The following is a 14837-nucleotide window of genomic DNA, read 5'->3' as shown; positions in this document are numbered from 1 at the left end:
TTTTATCCCGCAAATTTTTAAAATTTCAGGACATTTTCATTTACGGTTGACAGAACAAAGAAAAACTTTTGTGAAGTTTATGCGGGATTATCTTGTAATACTTCTTTACATTCAGCACACAGGCCAAAGACTTCAAAGCGGTGACTCCTTATTTCAACTGAAGATAAATCGGTTGTAATATGTTGCATGGGACAAGCATCAAGTAGAATTGTTTTACCACAATTGGTGCAAATAAAATGATGGTGATGGTGATGGTCTGTGCCGTGAGTTAAATGGCAATTATATCGAAATAGTTGTTCTTGTTGGTATTCCGTCGTTTCAAGAATACCCACTTCAACGAAATCATAGAGGTTACGATAAGTAGTATTATAAGACATGGTCGGATACTTCTCTTCCAATGCTTTATGAATGCCCAAAGCAGATAGGTAGCGTTGGTTTTCAGCAAAGAGGGAAAGTATTTCTCGGCGCTTCTTGGTCATTTTAAATCCTTCTTTTTTTAGAGTCTTTAAACCTTGATCAATAAGTTGTTGAACTTCTGGAGCTAACTGACCTTCATTTAATCTAACTTCTTTCAATTCTGTCACCTCTTTCAAGAAATATGGTAAACTTAAATTAATTCATTAACTGGATAGCCATTAGGAATCAAGCAAATCCGTTACCACTTCATTTTTTATCATATCGGATTCAATTGGTGAGACCACCTTAAGAGTTGCTAAAGCAGTAGCCTATCAATTCCCATATGTTCATATATTATTGCACAAATATGTCTTCATTTCAACAAGCTCGCGCTTGCAAGGGGTTCTACAAGAGGCTAAAAATCATCAAGCTAAAGAGGCCGAATCTTTTTGCATAATGAATAATTTACATTTCTTTAATTTATCACCACCCTTTACTCAAGTGGTATCACAACTTACCGAAAAAACAAGTCAAACTATCGGTGCTCAAAACGAGTTAAACCATGAATATTTTGACCGTATTAATGCCGTGGAATTTGCCATGCGCTATGCTGATGGAAAAGAGCCCAAAATTTTTATCGAAGCAGATATTATCTTATTAGCTGTCTCACACCCTTCAAAAACACCCCTAAATGTTGACGTAAAAACATTTAGGGGTTATTATCATTGCCATTGTTGATATTTTTCTTTTAAATAACTCGTAATATCCATTTGATAACTGCTATTTAATTTTTCTGAAGACAAAGCCTTAGACACATCATTAAAAACTACTTGATGTCCCTCTTTTAACAATAGAGCCCGATTTCCATATTTTTTAGCAAGACTCAAATCGTGCATAACTGTAATAATGGATCGTCCTGGCTGCTGCAACCACTCTTTAAGTGTTCTAAAAAGGTTTTGCTCATATATTAAGTCTAAATGATTACTTGGTTCATCTAATATTAATAACTTAGGATCCTGTAAAAAAAGTTGAGCTAAGTATGCTCGCTGCCTTTCTCCTCCTGATAAGCTTTGAACTGATCGCTTACGCTTTTGATATAGATTGGTTTGAAGCAGGACTCTTTCAAGCGCCTCTTGATCTATGTCTGTCCAGCTCTTAAACCAGCCTTTAAGATGTGGGTAGCGTCCCATACGCACTAATTCTTCTACAGTAAAATCAAAGTCTGAACCAGGATGTTGGTCTAAAACACCAAAAATCATTGCCTTTTGATTGCTTTTTAAAAGCCGAAGGTTGCTGCCATAGATCTCAATTTCTCCAGTGTAGGGATTTTGACCAGATAGAGCTTTTATTAATGAGGTTTTTCCTGATCCGTTTGGTCCACAAATCATCAACCAATCACCCTCGGCTACTTCAAAATTAATGTCATGTAAAATTATTTTTTTATCTAATTCCATTTTGAGTTTATTAACTTTAAGCATTACGCTTCCCCCTAGCAAAGATAAGAATAAAAATACAGCTGCCAAATAAGGAAGTGATTGCCCCTATTGGTATTTCAAGGGGGGAGGCAATGGTGCGAGCTAATAAATCGGTTACCACCATAAAGTTACCACCAATAAATAGAGTCCAAGGAATCAAACGTCTATGATTGGAGCCCACAATTAAACGACTAATATGGGGGGTTATTAAACCTACAAAAGGTATCGAACCGCCTATTGAAACAGCAACACCAATCAAGATGGAAGTGGCAATAAACAATTTAATTCGAACAGAGACTATGTTTATCCCAATATTTCTTGCGATGTTTTCCCCCATTGAAAAAGCGTTCAATTCTTGCCATTTCATAACAATATAGCCACCCATTATTATGACGCAAACACCCATTACCCAAACATCGGTATACCTGGAGCCTGAAAGCGACCCTAAAGTCCAAAAAACTAAAGAAGGCAGCTTTTCTTTGCTAATAATCATTAAAATATTCATTAATGAAGAGACCAGCATGGTAAAGACGATTCCAGTTAAGATAACAGTCATATTCTTTAACTGTTTATCCAAATAATAAGAAAAAGATAAAATCAATACTAGTGATCCAAAAGCAAAGATCACCGCCATCAAAAAGATTCCTTGCCTTTGGATAAAGGAAGGAATCCCAATGACGATAGCAATGCCAGCACCCAAGCTTGCTCCAGCTGAAACTCCCAAGGTAGAGCCATCAGCCAAGGGGTTCATTAACAAGCTTTGCATGGTCATTCCACTCAAAGAAAGGGCCATGCCGATTAAAAAAGCAGTGAGTAAACGAGGTAGTCTAACAGCAAGTAAGATGGTTGCCTGTTGTTCCAAGTCGGTCATTGATTGATTTAAGACTTGATTTTCTAGCACTTGATACAAGTCAGTAAAAGAAATTTTCACACTTCCTATACTCAAAGCCATAGCTAGTATTAAGAGAGTTGTTGACACCATCAGGACTAATTTTACGACACTTTTTTTAGCTGATTGTGAAAGCTGCCAGCTCTTATTCTGTGCCATAAACTAGATCATATAATTCTTTGACAGCATCCATCAAGCGCGGTCCAGGTCTAGTGAAAGCAGAATTGTCTACTGCAAAAACTTTATCATTTTTTACAGCTGAAAGGTCATCCCATTCTTTGCGTTGCATAATTTCTTCTTCAGGAGAAGGAGCCTCTTCATCCATAGGAAGAGAAGTAGTAATGATTACTTGTGGATTGGCTAATAAAACTTGTTCTTCTGAGACTTCAACAAAGGATTTTTGATCTGCAAAAACATTTTCTAAATTCAACATCTGTCCAATTTCATCCATGAAGGTTTCAGAACCAGCAGTCCATAAGCCAAACTCTAGCGGAGAAACTTCATAATAAACACTCTTAGATTCTTCTTCTTGGTCAGCTTTTTCTTCAAACTCTTTAAAGACTGTTTCCATTTCTTCAATTAATTGGTCTGCTTCTTCTTCTTTACCAACTAATTGACCGAGCAAATCGATTGCTTCATAGACTTCCTCAATTGTCTGGGCATCTGTCACCAAGACGGTAATTCCTGCGTCTTCAATAGCAGTCATTTGATCTTCAGTTAAGGACATAGCAGTCATCACAACCACTTCTGGGTCTAGGGCAATAATTTCTTCAATATTTAAATTTTCACCAGTAGCGATAGCTGGAATCTCTTCCACTTCATCTGCCGGGAAGTCTACATAAGTTCCTCGACCCACAATAGTGTCTCCTGCTCCTATTTCAAAGAGTATCTCAGCATCTGCTGGCATTAAAGTGACAATTTCATCAACGGGTCCCTCTTCAAGCACAACTTCTCTACCAACCATATCGGTCAATGTGAGAACCGTCGTTTCTTCACTAGATACCATTTGTCCGGTAAACAGAGTCATCACAAACATCATTAAAACAGCAATTTTTTTATTCATTTAATTTTCTCCTTTATTTCTTTAAATTTTTTTACTTTATATTCACTGCAATTCCTGAAACCACCCAATAAACTAAGTTCGCTTGTCTGGCAATTTCTTGATTCATTAAACCATGAATATTTCTGAAAATGCGCCCGAGTTTATACTCTGGAACTAATCCTAGACCTAGCTCATTTGACACAATGATAAAATCCGTTGATGAAGCTTTTATTTCTTTTAAAAAAGCATTAAGCTCTTCCATAACAAAATCTTCTAGCTTTTGGATTTGCTCACCCTTTAGTTCATTGACATACTCATCAAAAGATAGTTCTTGATTGTTAGCTAAGAATTGCCATTTATCAAAAAGAATATTGGTTAGCCAAACCGTCATACAATCGACTAAAGCAATTTGATAATTATTTGAAAGTTGCTTAACCAATTGATCCAAATCATGAGCCTGTTCATAAGTATCCCAATCTTTGGGTCTTGATAAACGATGTTTTTCAATACTCCTTTTTACTTCTGAATCAGAAAACTTATTGGCTTGGGTTGCTATATAAGCAATATTTTGAAGCTTTCGTCTATAAATTTCTTCTTGAGCTAATCTAGATTTACCAGATTTAGCTCCTCCAGTATAATAAATAATTTCCCCCATTCACTCACTTCCTAAACATCAATATATTTATTTTTGTTAGACCTTCAAAAAGTCGCAAAGCTAACAATACATTAGCAAGAGTAGCTAGCTTTAAGGGCTAAAAGAAACTTACCAGCATTGCAGCCCCTAAAATCGGTTGAAAACATAGAAGTGGTAATAAAACATTAAACAAGCAGGCGCCTAGAGTTGGAAGAATAACCGGCCATATTTCAAAGATTTAAATTTACGATAAATCATAACAAAATTAATCTGAGCTAGTATCATAAGTGCCATTAATAAAAGATAAGTGGAATACTTAAGGGAAAAGCTGAGCTCATTGCCGTTGTTAAATGTCCTATAGCACCAACTATCGCGCCAGCAGATCTTCTCATAGCTAGCAAGAGTATAAAAGCTGGACTTGAATCAAAAGCTACTGTCAAGAATAGCTTGAACTGTGCTCATATGATTGACAATGACATCATATGAGCAAGGGTTACTAAATCTTTTGCCTTCATCTTACCTCCTTAAAAAAACCAGACTAGCTACTTGTCTGGTTAATAAACGTATTTGTTAACGAACCTTGTTACGAGACCTTGAGAAATAACAATCATCCTTGATAAAATAGGTAATCTGACTTAGATTTTCATCCATACAGTAGCAAGGGACTGCGCACGATTCTCACGTGCTTCCCCTATTCTATCTTAATTATCAAAGAGCTTAGCATCATTATAGCATAATTATTAAAGAAAATGACAATCCTAATTCTTATTAAAAAGAAGTAAAACAAACAGCATATACATGATTTGACCAATTAAAGCAGCAGCTCCCATGGTATCTCCTGTCATACCTGAAATTTTATGATACACGAAATAGCGATAAAAATACATGGTAAGCAAAAGACTTATATAACTAAGTAGATACGGCCACCCTAATAGGAAAAAGAAGGCCATTGTTAAAATCTGACTGGCCACAATTTTCCAAGTAGAAACGCCTAGGAAAAGACTACCTAAGCCATTGGGGTTATCACCAACATACACTAACTGATAAAACATTAAGGGTAAACAGCTACGACCACTGGCAGCCCAAGCAATAACAAAGACTATTTCATTTTCAAAATAATTAATTAAAAACTCTCTTCCTAAAACAAAGGTAAGTAAAATAGTCGAAATTAAGATCAAAGCACCATTGGCTCCAATTGCTGAATCTTTCATAATTCGAACCATCTCATCAGCTTTTTTAGAGGATAATAGTCCGTCAGCAGTATCAGCCAAAGCATCATAATGAAAGCCTCTAGTTAGTAAAATATCCAAGATAATTAATAGAGACCATGCGATGGTGGATGAGAAAAAGTTACGAAATAAAAAAAAGAACAAAGCAAAGATTCCGGCATATATAAAAGCAAAAGCTGGGAAATAGATTACCCCTTTTTTTAATTTAGTAGCTGCTTGATCGACTGATTGATTAATTGGGATTGCTGTAAAAAATTGAAAATATAAAATAATAGACTCAATCAATATAGCTCACCCACCCATTTAATATCTTTAAAAATTGTCAATAAATTAGCTTTAAAAGCTGGTTTTATTACAATTAAGAGAGATGTTGCAGGCCCTGCTGATTGATAAAATTGAGGTAAATCTTGACCTAATCTAAAATCAAGTTGGTTAAATTTAGCCACTTGCTGTGCTTCAGCAATCGCACCTTGAGACCCAATTGGAACTATTTCATGAATGACATCTTTAAGATTTAATAAGTGGTAAAGCTCTTGATAACTAACTATTTGATCGACCTGGTCAATTAAATCCTGACCCATTAAAGGTTTTCCTATTTGATAGACTTGATCCCCTGGTTGGACTTTTTTTATTTTTAAATCAGCGATTTTGGCCTTTGCAAGCAAGGTGAGTCCAAGGGATGTCATCTTAGTTGGCATATTTTCCTCAGTTGAGCCATTCATTGCTAAATCAAAAAGACCTGCTAATGCCAGTTCTTTTTTTATACCATCAAGCATTAAATCTCCAGTTGGATTCATTTCATTGCCAAACATATTTATTAATAATTGTGGCTGGGCGTTTACAGAAAGAACCTCCATAAGTACCACGCGAACAGCAAAAGCTGCAGTAATTTGGGGTGAAACGCTTAAAACATCAGCTTCTTTTTGGCCGATTGAAGCTGAAGTGTCACAAGCAATAACTAAGGACTCATCATTACTTAATGGCATAATATGTATATCACGATATTTTTCCATTTCTACTCTCCTATCTCAATAACCTTCAAAGCTTCCTTTAGATTGTCCAACAAAGTCGATCCCTCTTCCCACTCTCTAGGTGTTCCTAAACTTGTTAAATAATAATTACATCCTTGCTTAGTCAGTTTCTGTCTGCGGTGGACATGTCCCATAAAACTATGACGGATGGGATATTTATCATAAAGAGGCTTAAGATCATCAGTAGAAATAAAAGCATTAAAATAATCTATGTCTTCTTGAAATTTAGGATCTGGTAAGATTTGCAAATCAAAATCTGTTACAAAATGAGTGACTAGAATATAATTAGCTTTGTTTAGGTAGATCATATCTTTTTCTATTGTTCTGGCAAATTCTCTTGAGACTTGGCGATCAGATTGCTGCCAATTAATATGTAGTTTATCCTCCCACTTATAACCTTGGTATCTACCTGCTTGAAGAAATTTTTCATCATGACGTCCAAAATTTCCCGAATGATTGTACCAAGCGGAGTGCCCGACTAATCCCCAATCTTGATTTAGAGAAAGTGGCTTTCCTATTAAACAGTTCGGATGGTTACAATAGCTATCATAAATAATTTGGGTTTCTTGATTAGTAGACCAATAATCGTGATTTCCTGGAACAAAATATAAAGGGATGGTTATGGCTGCTTGTAAGTCCTTAATGAATGAAAAAACTAAAGACTGATGATTCGCTATGTCTCCAGCTATAATTAAATAAGACAAATTCCACTCATCAGTTTCTTTAGCCAGTAAATCAATAATTGTTTGAGCGTAGGGCTCTGCTTGTAAATCAATATGGAGATCAGAAATAACACCAATCTTCATTTTCTATCTCCTCACAATTAATTTAAACCACTTAGCGAAACACTTTCCCCGATCTTACATACTTCGGTTCTGCTTGATTATTAAGGTGGTTAACTAAGCGACCACCTACAAACAAATAATCGGAAAGCCGATTAAGAAATTTTAAGACATTCGGATTTAACTTTTCAGAAATTGGTAGGCTAACCAGCCTTCTTTCAACTCTACGAGCAATACTACGAGCATATTGAAGTTGACTGGCTTCCATGGTTCCTCCAGGCAAGATAAAAGATTCAATAGGGTCAACTCTTTTATCGTAAGCATCAATTCGTTCTTCTAACCAAGTAATAGCAGTCTCTGTGGTACGATAAGGAATCTTTTCATCTGCGTTTGCAACATCTGTCCCACAATCAAATAGTAATTGTTGAATTTCTAATAAATCTTGACGAATTTCATCGGCTAAATTAGGGCTTGCAATAAGGATACCAATATAAGAATTGAGTTCATCAATACTTCCATATGCCTCAACTAAGGGGTTGTTTTTGGCTACCACACGGTTGCCAATTAAACGCGTATTCCCTTGATCTCCTGTTCGCGTATAAATTTTCATTGTTTTCTCACCTCTTTGATAGTTACTGAATCAGGTCGTTAAAATATTTCCAATCATGATAAATTATTTTTTTACGTGTAAAAGTAATTTTTTTCTCTTGAGTTAAATCTTTAATGACTCTTCCTGCTGTCTCTCTTGTCGTACCGGCTACTGTCGCCGCTTCGTTAATAGTCAATGGATGTGGAATAACCACATGATCACCCATAAAACGCCCCATATCATACATCCATAAAGCCAGGGTCTGAATTACTCGGCTAGAAGCACTTGGTATAGCCGTCATTTGCACACGTTTTTCCAAATAATATTGGACACTGGCTAAATTTTCATAAAGAAATTTGAATTGTTCCGCATTTTTAAAGACAATATTTTCCATTAGGTTTTTGGGGATGTAAGCTAAATCAACATCTGTAGCTGCATAGGCATCATAAAGATGGTGGTCTTTAAAAAAGAATTCCGCATAAGGAAAAAAACTTTCCTCCGCCACATAATCTAAGTAACAAAACTCTCCTGAAGCATTTTCTCTTTCAAGACGAACCAATCCTTTAAAGACGAAATAACAATAAATATTTGGATCATCTTGAAAAAAGATTAACTGACCTTTTGGAATGTGATGAAAAATAGAGTTAGAAGTAATTTGATTGACTTCATCAATTGAAAGTCGATTGAAAAAATCATAGTTATATATATCGTTAATATAATTTTCAATTGCCCGATTAACCATAAAGACCCCTTTCTTTGTCAAAGTAAATTGTTTACTGACGATAAAAGGAGTCTTTTGTATAGAAATTTAGTTGTCAATTTTCAAAATTCAATTCAAAAGATGCCACTATATTTACTCACCTTTTATGTCATTTATTCATAGATATTATCTCACTTGTGAATATATAAATCAAACAATGAAAGGTGTCCAATAAATGTTAACAGGAGGTTCTCATTACATCTTTTCAGGAGCGCCAATACCTAGCAATGATAATGCATCTTTTAGAACAATCGTAATCGCTTTAACCAATTGAATTCTTGATTCTAACTGATCATTTTCTTCCAAAATACGGACTTTGGCATAATACTTATTGGACAATTGTGCTAATTGAATAACATATTTTGCAATGACTGATGGTTCAAAATGCTCAGCTGCCTTAATAACGACTTCTGGATACTGTTTAATTAATTTAATGATTTCCCATGAGTGTTCATGATCTAAGTTCAACTCTTCCGTTGGCTTTATTTCCTTACTATATTTATTAAGCACTGTATTTAAACGCGCATAAGTATACTGAACATATGGACCAGTTTCACCTTCAAATTGAACGATATCATCTAAATTAAAATCAAAAGAGTTGAGACGATCTGCTTTTAAGTCATGGAAGACAACAGCCCCCACACCCACTTGTTTAGCAATCTCAGCTTTATTTTCTAAGTCAGGGTTCTTAGCTGTGATCTGTTTATCGGCAATTTCAATCGCTTCATTAAGCACTTTTTCAAGTAAAACTATCTTACCTTTACGAGTGGATAACTTTTTACCATTTAAAGTAATCAAGCCAAATGGAATATGGTGCATATTTTCAGCCCAATCGTTACCCATTTCATTTAAAACAGCTTTTAATTGTCTAAAGTGATCACTTTGCTCATTACCAACAACATATAAACTCATCACGAAATCAAAAGTACGCTTGCGATAGTAAGCAGTCGCTAAGTCTCTAGTCAGATACAAAGTAGCTCCATCTGATTTTTTAATTAAAGCAACAGGTAAGTGATACTTTTCAAGGTCAACAATTGTGGCTCCACGTTCGATTTTAGAGATATTATTATCTGCTAAATAATCTAAAACTTCGCCCATCTTATCATTATAGAACGATTCTCCAGTATAATAATCAAATTTAATATTTAAAAGATTGTAAACACGTTTAAATTCATTAATAGACTCTTCTTTAAACCAAGTCCATAGTCTATGATACTCTTCATTGCCATCTTCTAGGGCTCTGAAGACTTGTCTTGCCTGATCTTCTAATTCGGGATTTTCTTCAGCTTTTTCATGGAAATCAACATATAACTTTACTAATTCATTAACTGGATCTTTCCTTACTGTTTCTTCATCACCCCAACCTTGATAAGCAACAATTAATTTACCAAATTGCGTTCCCCAATCACCTAAGTGGTTAATACGAATAGGATTATAATTTAATTTTTCCAAAATTAAGGCAATCGAATTCCCTAATACGGTTGACCGTAAGTGTCCCATTGACATTGGCTTAGCGATATTAGGAGACGACATATCAATTGGAACGTTACCTCCTTTACCAATATCTGTTTGACCATAGCTTTCACCTTGTTCAAGTACTTCTTTTAAGACTTTGCTAGCCAAGTCGTCGCGCTTAATATAAAAGTTGATATAAGCTCCGACTACTTGAACTTTTTCAAATGCAGAAGTATCAATTTTTTCTGCTACTTCTTCAGCAATTTGATGGGGGGCTTTGCGAAATATTTTAGCCAAAGAGAAAACTGGAAAAGCATAGTCTCCGTGCTCATTATTATTAGGTTGTTCAATTAAATTTTCGATCTGTTCTTGGGTCAAGTGCTCTGATAATACAGGATATAAAGTTTCAACAATTTGCTTTTTTACTAACATAAAATCTTCCTTTCTATACAAAAAAGCCTCTAGAATTCCTTCTAGAGGCATATGGTTATACGCGGTACCACTCTAATTCACCTTAAATTTTAAGGTCTTAAATTGATAACGCAGTTGCCTACGTGATGAACTACTCATTTCATTCACCCAAATAATAAAGTGCGGTTCAATTAATTAAGACTCATCGGCTCCCATCATCCCAACTTGCTATTCAGTCTTGCATAATCTACTCTCTTTAAGATTTAATTATTAATTTTGTCTCATTGTATATTAATTTTAAAAAAATAACAAGCTCTTATTTTTTAATAATCGTTCCTGATTCATTTTCAATTAATGCTTGAAGATTTTCTAATGAAGTAATGACAGCCTTACCATGATCTGTATTTTCAACGAATGCAATAGCTGCTTCAACTTTTGGTAACATAGATCCCGGTGCAAACTGCTCTTCTTTAATATATTCTTTCAAGCTTTCGATCGAAACTTTTTCTAATTTTTTTTGATTTGGTTTGTTGTAGTTTACATAGACATAATCCACACCTGTTAGAACGATAAACAAGTCAGCTCCGAGATCGTTAGCTAGTTTTTGTGAAGCAAAGTCTTTATCAATAACTGCTTCTACTCCAACTAATTGGCCATTGTCTTCAAGTACTGGAATACCGCCACCACCAGTTGCAACCACTACATTACCAGCATTTACTAAGGTATTGATGGAATCAACTTCTTTGATAGCAACTGGCTTAGGTGAAGCAACAACTTTACGCCATCCACGACCAGCATCTTCTTTAAAGCTAGCATCAGTTTCAGCCATTTGTTGTTTGGCTTCTTCTTCACTGTAGAATGGTCCAATTGGTTTTGATAAGTTATCAAAAGCTGGATCGTTTTTATCTACAATAACTTGAGTGACCAAACTAACTACTGGCTTATCGATACCTAATTTATTTAATTCATTTTGCATAGCATTTTGTAACCAATAACCAATTGAGCCTTCGGTCATAGCCACTAATGAATCTAATGGGAAAGCTGGGTTTTTCTCAGAATCAGCTGCAATGTTTTGTAGCAATAGATTTCCAACTTGGGGACCATTACCGTGAGTAATAATAACCTCGTCTCCATTTTGAATTAATTTCACTAAATGTTTTGCTGTTTCTTTTAAAGCGTCTTTTTGTGCTTGAGCGCTTGGGTCGGAAGATAGAATCGCATTCCCACCTAAAGCGACAACAATTTTACGTTTTTTCATATATTCAATCCTTTCATTAGGCCTTAGTAACTAAAGCCTTCAATGCATGGGCATAGATTTCCATGGTTTGATAGAAATTATCGAGTGGCATTCTTTCATCTATTTGATGCATTGTATCTTCTACCCCTTCTTGAAGGGCACCAAATGCCACACAATTTTTCATTGTACGAGCAAAGGTAGCACCACCAGAAGAAATTGGTTCAGTCATATCGCCAGTTAAGTCGCGATATACTTTTAACAAAGTAGTCACTAACTCAGAGTCAACTGGAACATATAACGAAGCTAGATAATCAAACTCATTATACTTGAGTTTGTACTCTTTTGCTACTTTAGCTAATTGTTCTACCAATTGATCTTTGTCAGCAGTTACTGGAATACGCATATCAATACCTAGTTTGGACTCTTCAGCCGTAACCTCTAGGTTAGCAATGTTACATGTTAGGCTGCCAGATGCTTGGTCTTCAACCTCACCAAAGATACTCTTACCATTCACGTCTTTCGCAAAATGATCCTTAACGAATTTTAAGACAGGATGGTCATATAATTCAGACATTCCTTCAATTAGATGCGTTAAAGCATTGTCTCCTTTTAAGGAGTCTTTAGAGTGAACGGATTTACCTAAAACGGTTAAAGTTTCACCGTCTACTTGGTATTTGTAGCCTAAATCCTCAAGAATTTGTACTAATTCATCTTTTTTATCACCCTTGTAAATAGCTTTATCAGGCACCACATTTAGGGCTCCTTTATTTTCCATTTCAAAAGCATCTGAACCTGGACCGGTGATGTGCAACTGTAGTAAGCCTTTTTCTGCATAGGTTAGAGGGAAAGATGAGTCAGGAACAATACCCATTGTTACTTGCTCTTCTTTTTCATTGTAACGGTTTAACCCACGCCACAAGTTCTCTTCGTCTGTTCCAAAGATAAAGCGAACACGTTTATTTAATTCATGTCCTTGGTCTAATAAAGCTTTTAATGCATACAAGGCAGCAATAGAAGGTCCTTTATCATCTTGTGTTCCACGACCAAATAAGGCTCCTTCACGGATATCCATTTCAAATGGAGGCGTTGTCCATTCATCTGGGTTTAAAGCTGGAACCACATCCAAGTGACATAGAACACCAAACAACTCTTCACCCTGACCCATTTCTGCATAACCATAATAACCCTCTGGATCAATATAGGTTTCCATGCCCATTTCTTGACAAGTTTTTAAAGCAAATTCTAGCATTTCTTGAATGGGTTGGCCAAATGGAGTTTCCGCATCATTTTCATCTAATACAGATGGAATAGCAACCCATTGGCGCAAAGTTTCAATAGCTGGTTCTTGATGATTTTTAGTTAATTGGTAATCCATTTAAACACTCCTTTAAATTCCTAAGTAAGCTCCAATAAGTAGTAAAACAATGGTCACTACAAAGACTATGATAATCAAATTGCGCATAAATTTCCACCAAGTTGATAGGTCAATATTTGCAATTGCTAAAGCACCCATTACGACACCTGATGTTGGTGTAATTAGGTTAACAATACCACTGGCTGATTGGAAAGCAGTTACTACAATACTTTCTAATACATCAGCAAATTGGGCTAATGGCGCCATGATACCCATAGTAGCTGCTGCTAGACCAGAAGTCGATGGAATTAAGAAGGACATTGGGATATAGAAGATATAAGTTAAGACTGTGAAAACACCTTTTGGTAAATTCGCTAACCCTTGTTCTCCCCAGTGTAATACAGTGGCGGTGATTTGACCATCATTCATCACTACTTGAATACCACGGGCAACAGCAGCAATTAATGCCACTGAAAGTAGATCTTTAACTCCTGCTATAAAGACTTCTACAAAACGATCTTCTTTAATTCCATAGTAAGCAGCAATAACAATAGACATTAAGAAAAATAGAACTGAAATCTCAACTAGATACCACTCACCGAACGGAAGACCTTCTAGCGATTGTCCAATTAAATCACCTAAAAACGGTACATTTAAGAGCCATTCATGCACTGTACTGAAGAATGTGAAGTTATCATTTAACTTAACCCAAGGTATAAGTGATAGAATCATAATCACAAAAGTAAGAGCAAATAGCCATAGAACACCCTTTTGCTTACCAGTCACTTTTGGCATATCTTCGGGTACTTTCCACTTTTCTTTGTCCGCTTCCATTTGATCAGCTATCAGAGAGTTATTCTTATCAGCCATTACCTTTTTAGCGTAGCGCGTAACATACCAAGCTCCAATTATATATGTGACTATCCAGAAAATTACCCTTAGCAACATACCATCTATTATTGAAATACCAGCCATATTTGAAGCAATTGTGGTGGCAAATGGATTAACGGTTGAAGATAATACTCCTAATCCAGCCCCAATCAAAATTATCGCCACAGCCACTAAAGCATCTAAACCGACCCCAACCATTAAAGGAATTAATAATGGATAAAAGGCCATGGTTTCCTCAGCCATACCATAGGTAGAGCCACCTAGTCCAAAAATAGCCATTAAGATCCAGATTAAACCGGTCATATTATTCTTATTGTTTTTGATGGTAGAGGCGATTCCGGCGTCAATAGCACCTGTTTCCGTAACAACTCCCAAGAATCCACCAACGATCATAACAAATAGCGAAACTTCAACAGCTCCCGGAGTGGTTTCAGTACCTAAAAACCCACGAATAGGTGCAGCAAATAAATCCCACAACCCTTGACGTGTACGCTCTACTGTGTGATAAGTTCCAGCAATAAAATTTCCTTCAGGATCCACCTCATAGGCGCCAGATGGAATAATCCACGTTAATACAGCGATAACCGCCGTAATAATAAATAGTATCGTAAAAGCATTCAACATCTTTCGTTTCTTCATCTTTTCCATTTTCTTCCTCCTCC

Annotated in this window: 15 protein-coding genes and 1 riboswitch; of the genes, 1 reads left to right on the top strand and 14 read right to left on the bottom strand. The window is 35.8% G+C overall.

Annotated elements, in window-relative coordinates; all coding sequences use genetic code 11:
* Positions 1–77: 77 nt before the first annotated feature.
* On the bottom strand, positions 78–575 hold the full coding sequence (locus tag ACQV2G_RS06770; protein WP_428873819.1) for a Fur family transcriptional regulator: 498 nt from the start codon (positions 573–575) through the stop codon (positions 78–80).
* Positions 576–672: 97 nt separating this feature from the next.
* Between ACQV2G_RS06770 and ACQV2G_RS06765 the strand changes: the two genes are divergently transcribed.
* Entirely contained in the window at positions 673–1134 is a 462-nt protein-coding gene (locus tag ACQV2G_RS06765; RefSeq protein WP_428876428.1) for a kinase/pyrophosphorylase, read from the top strand.
* On the opposite strand, the gene ACQV2G_RS06760 is transcribed toward ACQV2G_RS06765, so the two are convergent.
* The 13 genes from ACQV2G_RS06760 to ACQV2G_RS06700 all read right to left on the bottom strand — a co-directional run bounded on the left by ACQV2G_RS06760 (position 1119) and on the right by ACQV2G_RS06700 (position 14823).
* Positions 1119–1874, bottom strand: a complete 756-nt coding sequence (locus ACQV2G_RS06760) for an ABC transporter ATP-binding protein (RefSeq protein WP_428876427.1) — start codon at positions 1872–1874, stop codon at positions 1119–1121. The two genes, ACQV2G_RS06765 and ACQV2G_RS06760, sit on opposite strands and share 16 nt — an antisense overlap.
* Positions 1867–2919 (bottom strand): FecCD family ABC transporter permease, encoded by a 1053-nt coding sequence (locus tag ACQV2G_RS06755; RefSeq protein WP_428876426.1) that lies wholly within the window; start codon positions 2917–2919, stop codon positions 1867–1869. Before ACQV2G_RS06755 ends, ACQV2G_RS06760 begins: the two co-directional genes overlap by 8 nt.
* Complete coding sequence (locus tag ACQV2G_RS06750) at positions 2906–3823, bottom strand: ABC transporter substrate-binding protein (RefSeq protein ID WP_428873822.1); 918 nt, start codon at positions 3821–3823, stop codon at positions 2906–2908. The genes ACQV2G_RS06755 and ACQV2G_RS06750 overlap by 14 nt, the downstream gene beginning before the upstream one ends.
* A 31-nt stretch (positions 3824–3854) precedes the next feature.
* Positions 3855–4457 (bottom strand): bifunctional adenosylcobinamide kinase/adenosylcobinamide-phosphate guanylyltransferase, encoded by a 603-nt coding sequence (gene cobU / locus ACQV2G_RS06745; RefSeq protein WP_428874672.1) that lies wholly within the window; start codon positions 4455–4457, stop codon positions 3855–3857.
* Positions 4458–5051: 594 nt separating this feature from the next.
* Positions 5052–5146, bottom strand: a riboswitch (adenosylcobalamin-variant (AdoCbl-variant) riboswitch).
* Positions 5147–5194: 48 nt separating this feature from the next.
* Positions 5195–5950 carry an adenosylcobinamide-GDP ribazoletransferase gene (locus tag ACQV2G_RS06740; RefSeq protein ID WP_428876425.1) on the bottom strand — a complete coding sequence of 252 codons (756 nt, stop codon included), beginning with the start codon at positions 5948–5950 and terminating at the stop codon, positions 5195–5197.
* Positions 5947–6678 carry a hypothetical protein gene (locus tag ACQV2G_RS06735; RefSeq protein WP_428874669.1) on the bottom strand — a complete coding sequence of 244 codons (732 nt, stop codon included), beginning with the start codon at positions 6676–6678 and terminating at the stop codon, positions 5947–5949. Before ACQV2G_RS06735 ends, ACQV2G_RS06740 begins: the two co-directional genes overlap by 4 nt.
* A gap of 2 nt (positions 6679–6680) precedes the next feature.
* Positions 6681–7502 carry a metallophosphoesterase gene (locus tag ACQV2G_RS06730; protein WP_428876424.1) on the bottom strand — a complete coding sequence of 274 codons (822 nt, stop codon included), beginning with the start codon at positions 7500–7502 and terminating at the stop codon, positions 6681–6683.
* A gap of 31 nt (positions 7503–7533) precedes the next feature.
* Positions 7534–8088, bottom strand: coding sequence for a cob(I)yrinic acid a,c-diamide adenosyltransferase (locus tag ACQV2G_RS06725; RefSeq protein WP_428874667.1), 555 nt, complete (start codon positions 8086–8088; stop codon positions 7534–7536).
* A gap of 22 nt (positions 8089–8110) precedes the next feature.
* Positions 8111–8809, bottom strand: coding sequence for a Crp/Fnr family transcriptional regulator (locus ACQV2G_RS06720; RefSeq protein ID WP_428873830.1), 699 nt, complete (start codon positions 8807–8809; stop codon positions 8111–8113).
* Positions 8810–9022: 213 nt separating this feature from the next.
* A complete protein-coding gene (gene argS / locus ACQV2G_RS06715; RefSeq protein ID WP_428876423.1) occupies positions 9023–10714 on the bottom strand; it encodes an arginine--tRNA ligase in 1692 nt (563 codons plus the stop codon).
* Between the two features lie 295 nt (positions 10715–11009).
* The gene (arcC, locus tag ACQV2G_RS06710; RefSeq protein WP_428873832.1) at positions 11010–11951 is read right to left on the bottom strand and encodes a carbamate kinase; all 942 of its coding nucleotides are present in this window, start codon (positions 11949–11951) and stop codon (positions 11010–11012) included.
* A 16-nt stretch (positions 11952–11967) separates the two neighbouring features.
* Positions 11968–13305: a M20 family metallopeptidase gene (locus ACQV2G_RS06705; protein ID WP_428876422.1), complete on the bottom strand. Its 1338-nt coding sequence runs from the start codon at positions 13303–13305 to the stop codon at positions 11968–11970.
* 12 nt (positions 13306–13317) lie between these two features.
* Positions 13318–14823 carry a YfcC family protein gene (locus tag ACQV2G_RS06700; protein ID WP_428876421.1) on the bottom strand — a complete coding sequence of 502 codons (1506 nt, stop codon included), beginning with the start codon at positions 14821–14823 and terminating at the stop codon, positions 13318–13320.
* Between the last annotated feature and the right edge of the window lie 14 nt (positions 14824–14837).

It is taken from the genome of Facklamia sp. P12955 (assembly GCF_050409565.1).
GTDB lineage: Bacteria > Bacillota > Bacilli > Lactobacillales > Aerococcaceae > Facklamia.
The sequence above is the reverse complement of the archived record's forward strand: the minus strand, read 5'-3'. Positions and strand labels throughout refer to the sequence as shown.

Coding starts and splice junctions, on each gene's coding strand:
- ACQV2G_RS06705 (WP_428876422.1), bottom strand. CDS start 13,305: ATGGATTACCAATTAACTAAAAATCATCAAGAACCAGCTATTGAAACT.
- ACQV2G_RS06730 (WP_428876424.1), bottom strand. CDS start 7,502: ATGAAGATTGGTGTTATTTCTGATCTCCATATTGATTTACAAGCAGAG.
- argS (WP_428876423.1), bottom strand. CDS start 10,714: ATGTTAGTAAAAAAGCAAATTGTTGAAACTTTATATCCTGTATTATCA.
- ACQV2G_RS06700 (WP_428876421.1), bottom strand. CDS start 14,823: ATGGAAAAGATGAAGAAACGAAAGATGTTGAATGCTTTTACGATACTA.
- ACQV2G_RS06725 (WP_428874667.1), bottom strand. CDS start 8,088: ATGAAAATTTATACGCGAACAGGAGATCAAGGGAATACGCGTTTAATT.
- ACQV2G_RS06750 (WP_428873822.1), bottom strand. CDS start 3,823: ATGAATAAAAAAATTGCTGTTTTAATGATGTTTGTGATGACTCTGTTT.
- ACQV2G_RS06755 (WP_428876426.1), bottom strand. CDS start 2,919: ATGGCACAGAATAAGAGCTGGCAGCTTTCACAATCAGCTAAAAAAAGT.
- ACQV2G_RS06760 (WP_428876427.1), bottom strand. CDS start 1,874: ATGCTTAAAGTTAATAAACTCAAAATGGAATTAGATAAAAAAATAATT.
- ACQV2G_RS06735 (WP_428874669.1), bottom strand. CDS start 6,678: ATGGAAAAATATCGTGATATACATATTATGCCATTAAGTAATGATGAG.
- cobU (WP_428874672.1), bottom strand. CDS start 4,457: ATGGGGGAAATTATTTATTATACTGGAGGAGCTAAATCTGGTAAATCT.
- arcC (WP_428873832.1), bottom strand. CDS start 11,951: ATGAAAAAACGTAAAATTGTTGTCGCTTTAGGTGGGAATGCGATTCTA.
- ACQV2G_RS06720 (WP_428873830.1), bottom strand. CDS start 8,809: ATGGTTAATCGGGCAATTGAAAATTATATTAACGATATATATAACTAT.